This window comes from Agromyces humi (assembly GCF_009720255.1).
In the GTDB taxonomy this organism is placed as follows: Bacteria; Actinomycetota; Actinomycetes; order Actinomycetales; family Microbacteriaceae; genus Agromyces; species Agromyces humi.
This window is the reverse complement of sequence record NZ_WJSP02000207.1, coordinates 1-6,464: the sequence shown is the minus strand read 5'-3', so window position 1 is coordinate 6,464 and position 6,464 is coordinate 1. Positions and strand designations below refer to the sequence as shown.

The window sequence follows — 6,464 nt, the reverse complement described above, 5'->3', positions numbered from 1 at the left end:
GACCACCTTCGACGCGTCAGCGCTGGAGACGGCCACCGGGATCGACGGCGTCGCACGCATCGTCGACCTCGACGCCGTGGTCGAGGCGGTCGACTCAGCGGCCACGGCCCTGGCCCGCCTTCTCCTCGTCGAGATCGCCCACGATCGCGGCGATCGCGGCCGTCGACGGACGCTCTTCCCGCTCGACCTCGGCACGCTCGTCGGGCGAGAGGTGGTCGTCGACGCTCATGGTGGCCTCGTCGAACGGGCGGTCGCCGGCGAGCACGCCGCGCAGCTGGTCGCGGTCGAGCTGCTTCGTCCACGTGCCGATCAGCAGGGTCGCGACGGCGTTGCCCGTGAAGTTGGTCAGCGCCCGCGCCTCGGACATGAAGCGATCGATGCCCACGATGACACCGACGCCGTCGACCAGGTCGGGGCGGTGCGCCTGCAGGCCGCCGGCGAGCGTCGCCATGCCCGCACCGGTCACTCCCGCCGCACCCTTCGACGCGACCATCATGAACAACAGCAGCGAGATCTGCTCGCCGAGCGCGAGCGGCGTGCCCATGGCGCTCGCGATGAACAGTGACGCCATCGTGAGGTAGATCGCCGTGCCGTCGAGGTTGAACGAGTAGCCCGTGGGGATGGTGATGCCCGCGACCGGCTTCGAGACGCCGGCGTGCTCCATCTTCGCGATGAGACGCGGCAGCACGACCTCGCTCGACGACGTCGAGACGATGAGCAGGTACTCGCGGCCGAGGTACTTCATCATCCGGAAGATGCTCACGCGGCTGACCGCCCAGAGCAGCGACCCGAGCACGACCACGATGAACAGCGCGCAGGTGAGGTAGAAGGCCACCATGAGCGTGCCGAGGCCGATGATGGCCGCGACCCCCGTGTTGCCGACGACGGCCGCGATGGCGCCGAACGCCCCGATCGGGGCGACCCACATGATCATCGCGAGGATGCGGAAGACGAGCGCCTGGATCTGCCGGATCGCACCGAGGATCGGCGTGCCCTTGGGGCCCATCTTCTGCAGGGCGAAGCCGACGAGCAGGGCGACGAACAGGACCTGCAGGATGTTGCCGTCGACGAGCGACGAGAGCAGCGACGTCGGGATGATGCCGAGGATGAACTCGCTCGTCGTCTTCGCCTCGGTCGTCCCGGCGTCGAAGGTGCTGCCCGCGATGTTCAGGCCCTCGCCGGGGTGGATGAGGTTGCCGACGACGAGCCCGATGCCGAGCGCGAACGTCGACATGACCATGAAGTACAGGAGGGCGAGCCCGCCCACCTTGCCGACGGTGGCCGCCTTCGCGATCGATCCGACGCCGAGCACGATCGTGCAGAAGATGATGGGGGCGATCATCATCTTGATGAGCAGCACGAACGCGTCGCCGATGGGCTTCAGCCCGACCGCGAACGCGGGGGCGAGCAGGCCGACCGCGATGCCCGCGAGGACCGCGGAGATCACGGCCATGTAGAGGTAATGCGAGGAATCGATCCTCCGCCTGGGCTTCACGCCGGGGGTGCGAGACTGGAGCGCCATTGCCGTCCCTGCCTTCCTTCTTCGGTCGTCGCTCTCGGCGGCGAATCGGTGGTGTCCAGCAAGGATGCGACGACGGATGCCGCGGCATCCGGTTGTGTTCATACTGTTCGCGGCACGCGACGAGACGCCCGCCTAGGCTGAACCCGAGCAGCGTTGCGAGGTGGGCATGAGGGCGTGGATCGGCGGCTGGAGCATCGCCACGAGGCTGTTCGTGCTGCAGCTCGTGATGATCGGGGTGCTCGCCGCGCTGGCCGTCGGTTGGATCTGGGCCGATGCCCGCGCCGACGTCGAACGGGATGCCGCGGCCAAGAGCCTCGCCGTCGCCGAGACGCTCGCGGCTGATCCCTTCGTCGTGACCTCGCTCGGCACCCCTGACCCCACGGCGAGGCTCCAGCCCTACGCGGTCGACGTGATGGACCAGGCCGGGATCGACTTCATCACGATCATGGCGCCCGACCGCATCCGCTACACGCACCCCGACCCGTCGCAGATCGGCCAGGAGTTCCTCGGCAACATCGACCGCGCGCTCGTGGGCGACGCGTTCACCGAGACCTACACGGGCACCCTCGGCCCCTCGGTGCGTGCTGTGGTGCCGGTGTTCGGCGACGACGGCGACGTGATCGCCCTCGTGGCGGCCGGCGTCACCGTGTCGAACACGCAGGTCGCGCTCGGCGGCCGCATCGCGACGGTGCTGCTCGCCGCGCTGGCGATGATCGCGATCGGCGCCGTGATCGCGTGGCTGCTCAGCCGCTACCTACGACGCGTCACCTGGGGCCGCGGCGCCGAGGAGATGAGCCGCATGTTCTCGTACTACGAGGGCGTGCTGCACTCGATCGGCGAGGGGCTCGTGCTGCAGGACCGCGCGAACGCCGTCGTGCTCTACAACGACCGCGCCGCCGAGCTGCTGGGCCTGCCACGGCGTCCGGCGAAGGACACCACCGCCGTGCCGCTCGCGCGCCTCGACCTGCCGCCCGCCGTCGCCGAGGTGCTCGGCCGCAGCGACGCCGCGGTGGACGAGATCGCGATCACGCCGACGCACGTGCTCGTGATCGACCGCGACGTCATCGTGTCGCGCGAGCGGGGCGCCGGCCGCATCGGCACGGTCACGACCCTGCGCGACCACACCGAGCTGCAGGAGCTGACGGGCGAGCTCGAGACGATGACCACGCTCTCCGACGCGCTCCGGTCGCAGGCGCACGAGTTCGCGAACCGGCTGCACACCATCATCGCGCTCATCGAGCTCGACCGGCCGGCGGATGCCGTGGCGCTCGCGAGCTCGCCGATCCCGACGCCGAAGAGCACGGACGCGAGGCCCGCCAGCCCGGGCAGCACCCATCCGCGTGGACGACCGCTCATCTGGGGCATGCGCACAGCGTATGACCGGCGCCTGCGTGCGTGCTTCGAGGTCCGCGGGCGCCGCGTTCGGGCGCTGGTCGGCGGTTAGGGTGGGCGGAGCATCTCCAACTCCGCACGAACGAGAGGTCCCGCATGCCCCACGCCATCGAATACGACCGTCTGGGCGGCCCCGAGGTGCTCGAATACCGTGAGATCCCGTACGAGCTGCCGGGGCCGGGCGAGGTCCTCGTCGAGGTGCGCGCCGTCGGCGTGAACCCGATCGACTGGAAGCTGCGTTCCGGCGCTCGACCGTCGAAGCCCATCACGACTCCGCGCCGGCTGGGATCCGACGCCGCGGGGGTCATCGTCGGTGTCGGTGAGGGCGTCGATGACTGGGCCGTCGGCGACGAGGTCATCGTGGCGCGTATCTCGAACGCGTACGCGACCGAGCTGATCGTCGACACATCGAAGCTCACCGCGAAGCCGGCCGAGCTCGGCTGGGAGGCCGCGGCCGCCATCCCCGTGCCCGTGTCGACCGCCCATCAGGTGCTCGCCTCGCTCGAGGTGGGCGACGGCGACACCCTGCTCCTGCACGGCGGCTCGGGGGCGGTCGGCCAGGCCGCGATCCAGCTGGCCCGGCGGCTCGGCGCGACCGTGATCGCCACCGCGAGCGAGGCGAACCACGACCACCTTCGCGATCTCGGTGCGATCCCCGTCGCCTACGGTCCCGGGCTCACCGACCGGGTGCGGGCCGCGGCGCCCCAAGGTGTCGACGTGGCCTTGGACGCCGCAGGCACCGATGAGGCGATCGAGGTGTCGAAGGAGCTCGTCGCCGACCATCGCCGCATCGGCACGATCGTGCTGGGCTGGCGTGCGGCCGAGCTCGGCATCCGGGCGTGGTCCGGCGGCAACCCCGTGCCGCTGACACCCGAGGAGAACGCCCTCCGTGTCGACGCGGTGCCGCTCGCCGCCGAGCTGGCTGCGCGGGGCGAGCTCGAGCTCGAGATCGCACATCGCTATCCACTCACCGAAGCCGCCGAGGCGCATCGGCAGAGCGAGACCGGGCACGTGCGCGGCAAGATCGTGCTCATCCCTTGACGAGCGCGTCAGGCCTTGACGAGCGGGTCAGGCCTGCGCGCGAAGGAACGCGGCGACGCGCGGCGCGAGCCCGGCCGCGATCTCGGCGGCGGGCCGCCTCGCGCCCTTGACCTCGAACGAGTGGTTCGCGTCGTCGATCCACTCGAGCGTCGCCGATGGGCCGATGCGGGCGACGACCTCGTCGAGCTGGGCGTTGGGGACCGCGAACGGGTCGTTGCGGCCCTGCAGGAACAGCATCGGCACGGAGATGCCCGGCAGGTGCTCGTCGCGCGCCTTCTCGGGACGGCCGGGCGGATGCAGCGGATAGCCCAGGTACACCAGCCCCGCAGCCGGCATCCCGTCGGCCACGGCCATCGACGCCATGCGCCCGCCGAACGACTTCCCCGACGCCCAGATCGGTTCATCGGGCGATCCCGCGTTCGCGGCCCGGGCCGACGCCGCATCCATGACCGCACGCCAGGTCGCGATCGCCACGGGCGGCCGGTCGGGAAAGCGACGCTTCGCCTCGCGATACGGGAAGTTGAAGCGCAGCGTGGCGAAGCCCTCGTCGTGCATCGCCCTGGTGAAGCCCGACATGAACGGATGGTCCATGCCGGCACCCGCGCCATGGGCCACGACGATCGTCCCCGCGGCATCCGCCGGGCGCGAGGCCACCGCGGAGATCGGCGTGCCGTCGACGTCGACGCTGATCGCCGTCTCGTCGCTCACGAGCTGAAGACCTCGAAGATCCCGCCGATGCCGTCGACCACGGCGCCGCCCGAGTCGACGAGGTCGCCGACCGCCGCCGTGAGCTCGAGCACGGAGCCCGCCGCGTCGAGCGCGGTGGCGACCTCGACGGTCACGTCGACCGCGTCGGCGAGGGGGTCGAGGTTCGTGCGATCGAGCGCGGCGTGCTCGAGCTTGAGCTTCGCGATCCACTCGCGTTCGAGGCCGAAGAGCACGGCGTAGGGGAGCAGCCGTTCGTGCAGGTGGAAGCGGGAGAGGGGGTCGTGGGGCTCCTCGGGCGCGGCATCCGTCGGCCGCAGCTCGGCCCCGCTCGGCGACTGCAGCACACGCAGGCGTTCGGCCTCGGCGAGGGCGAGATAGCGGCGCAGGCCCTCGAGATGCTCGCGCTTGGGCCGCGCGGCCGGCAGGTAGCGCCGCCATGAGGCCGGAGTCACGAGGATCGTCGCGATCGTGGCGCCGAGCGCCACCACGGTGGCGATCAGTGCCGGCCAGTCGCCGTCGATGAGGGCGAAGACGATGAACAGCGCCTCCACGAGCATGCCGAGATAGGCGAGGATCGTGAGCGTCGTGCCGGGCCAGGTCATGCGGCGCGGCGCGATGAGCCCGTCGCGGGCGAGGGCGTGCTCGGTGTGCTGCACGACGGTGCGCAGCCGGGCCGCGAGCGCACGTCGGTCGGAGGAGAAGCGTCGCACGCGGCCGGGCGTGTGCTCGGGACCGAACAGCGCCTCGAGCAGCGTGAGCTCGTCGGCCGTGAGCACGACGTTCGGCGCCATCTCGACGCCGATCGGCTCGCGCCTCGATCCGGCGATGAGCCGCACCTTGCGCTTCACCGCCAGGTCGATGAGGGCCGCGGATGCCGCGCGCCGGTCGGCGTCGACGAGCAGCGCGTCGCGCAGCACGGTCGTGTCGCGTTCGGGCGCGTACTGCACCACCAGCGCCGTCACCCGTTGCGCGGCGACGGCGCGCGCGACGATCCCCAGCACGAGGATGACGAGCGCGGGCACGACCGCGAGCACGATGACGGCAGGAAGCACGCGCCCAGTCTAGGGATCCGCCCGCGACCAGCTCTCGCGCAGCACCCGGTCGAGCGTGTCGACGAAGAAGTCGGCCGACGCCCGGTCGAGGCAGAGCGGCGGCTTCACCTTGAGCACGTTCCGGTGGTCGCCGGTGGGCTGCATGACGATGCCGAGCTCGAGCAGCCGGTCGCAGATCGCCGCCGTCTCCTCGGTCGCGGGTTCGAGGGTGGCACGGTCGCGTACGAACTCGACGCCGAGGTAGAGGCCCAGGCCGTGCACCATGCCGACGAGCGGATGCCGCGTCGCGAGCTCCTCGAGCCGGCCCTTCAGGTGCGCGCCCACCACCGCCGCGTTCTGCTGCAGTCCCTCGTCACGGAACGCGTCGAGCACGGCCAGGCCCGCGACGCTCGACGCCGGGCTGCCCCCGGTCGACGAGAAGAACGGGCCCTGCCCGCCGAAGCGCCCGGCGATCTCGCGCGTCGTGACGACCGCACCGAGCGGGTAGCCGTTGCCCGCGGCCTTCGCGACGGCGACGACGTCGGGCACGACCCCCTGCTGCTCGAAGCCCCAGAACCAGCGGCCGAGGCGGCCGTAGCCGGCCTGCACCTCGTCGGCGACGGCGAGTCCGCCGACCTCGCGCACCGCCGCGTACACCTCGGCGAGGTAGCCGTCGGGCAGCGGCACGCAGCCGGCGTTGCCGAAGAACGTCTCGGCCACGAATGCGGCTGGTGGACGGCCCGATGCCGCGAGCCCGCGGATCGTTGCGG

6 protein-coding genes are annotated in these 6,464 nt (G+C 71.4%); 2 read left to right on the top strand and 4 right to left on the bottom strand.

Going from position 1 to position 6,464, the window contains the following annotated elements:
- Nucleotides 1-94 precede the first annotated feature (94 nt).
- Nucleotides 95-1,522, bottom strand: coding sequence for a cation:dicarboxylate symporter family transporter (locus GH736_RS14870; RefSeq protein WP_159604694.1), 1,428 nt, complete (start codon nucleotides 1,520-1,522; stop codon nucleotides 95-97).
- Nucleotides 1,523-1,688: 166 nt separating this feature from the next.
- On the opposite strand from GH736_RS14870, the gene GH736_RS14865 reads away from it, so the two are divergent.
- Both GH736_RS14865 and GH736_RS14860 read left to right on the top strand, forming a co-directional pair.
- A complete protein-coding gene (locus GH736_RS14865) occupies nucleotides 1,689-2,966 on the top strand; it encodes a sensor histidine kinase (protein ID WP_159604692.1) in 1,278 nt (425 codons plus the stop codon).
- Between the two features lie 44 nt (nucleotides 2,967-3,010).
- The gene (locus GH736_RS14860) at nucleotides 3,011-3,955 is read left to right on the top strand and encodes an NADP-dependent oxidoreductase (RefSeq protein ID WP_159604690.1); all 945 of its coding nucleotides are present in this window, start codon (nucleotides 3,011-3,013) and stop codon (nucleotides 3,953-3,955) included.
- 27 nt (nucleotides 3,956-3,982) lie between these two features.
- Here GH736_RS14860 and GH736_RS14855 read toward each other — a convergent pair whose 3' ends face one another.
- The 3 genes from GH736_RS14855 to GH736_RS14845 form a co-directional block, all read right to left on the bottom strand.
- Entirely contained in the window at nucleotides 3,983-4,663 is a 681-nt protein-coding gene (locus GH736_RS14855; protein ID WP_159604688.1) for an alpha/beta hydrolase family protein, read from the bottom strand.
- Nucleotides 4,660-5,715 (bottom strand): DUF2207 family protein, encoded by a 1,056-nt coding sequence (locus tag GH736_RS14850; protein WP_159604686.1) that lies wholly within the window; start codon nucleotides 5,713-5,715, stop codon nucleotides 4,660-4,662. The genes GH736_RS14855 and GH736_RS14850 overlap by 4 nt, the downstream gene beginning before the upstream one ends.
- A 9-nt stretch (nucleotides 5,716-5,724) precedes the next feature.
- Nucleotides 5,725-6,464, bottom strand: a 740-nt coding sequence (locus tag GH736_RS14845) for an aminotransferase class III-fold pyridoxal phosphate-dependent enzyme (protein ID WP_159604684.1), incomplete at its 5' end; no start/stop codon positions are given.

Excerpts from the sequence above, each read along its gene's own strand:
- GH736_RS14865 (WP_159604692.1), top strand. The coding sequence starts at position 1,689 with ATGAGGGCGTGGATCGGCGGCTGGAGCATCGCCACGAGGCTGTTCGTG.
- GH736_RS14870 (WP_159604694.1), bottom strand. The coding sequence starts at position 1,522 with ATGGCGCTCCAGTCTCGCACCCCCGGCGTGAAGCCCAGGCGGAGGATC.
- GH736_RS14860 (WP_159604690.1), top strand. The coding sequence starts at position 3,011 with ATGCCCCACGCCATCGAATACGACCGTCTGGGCGGCCCCGAGGTGCTC.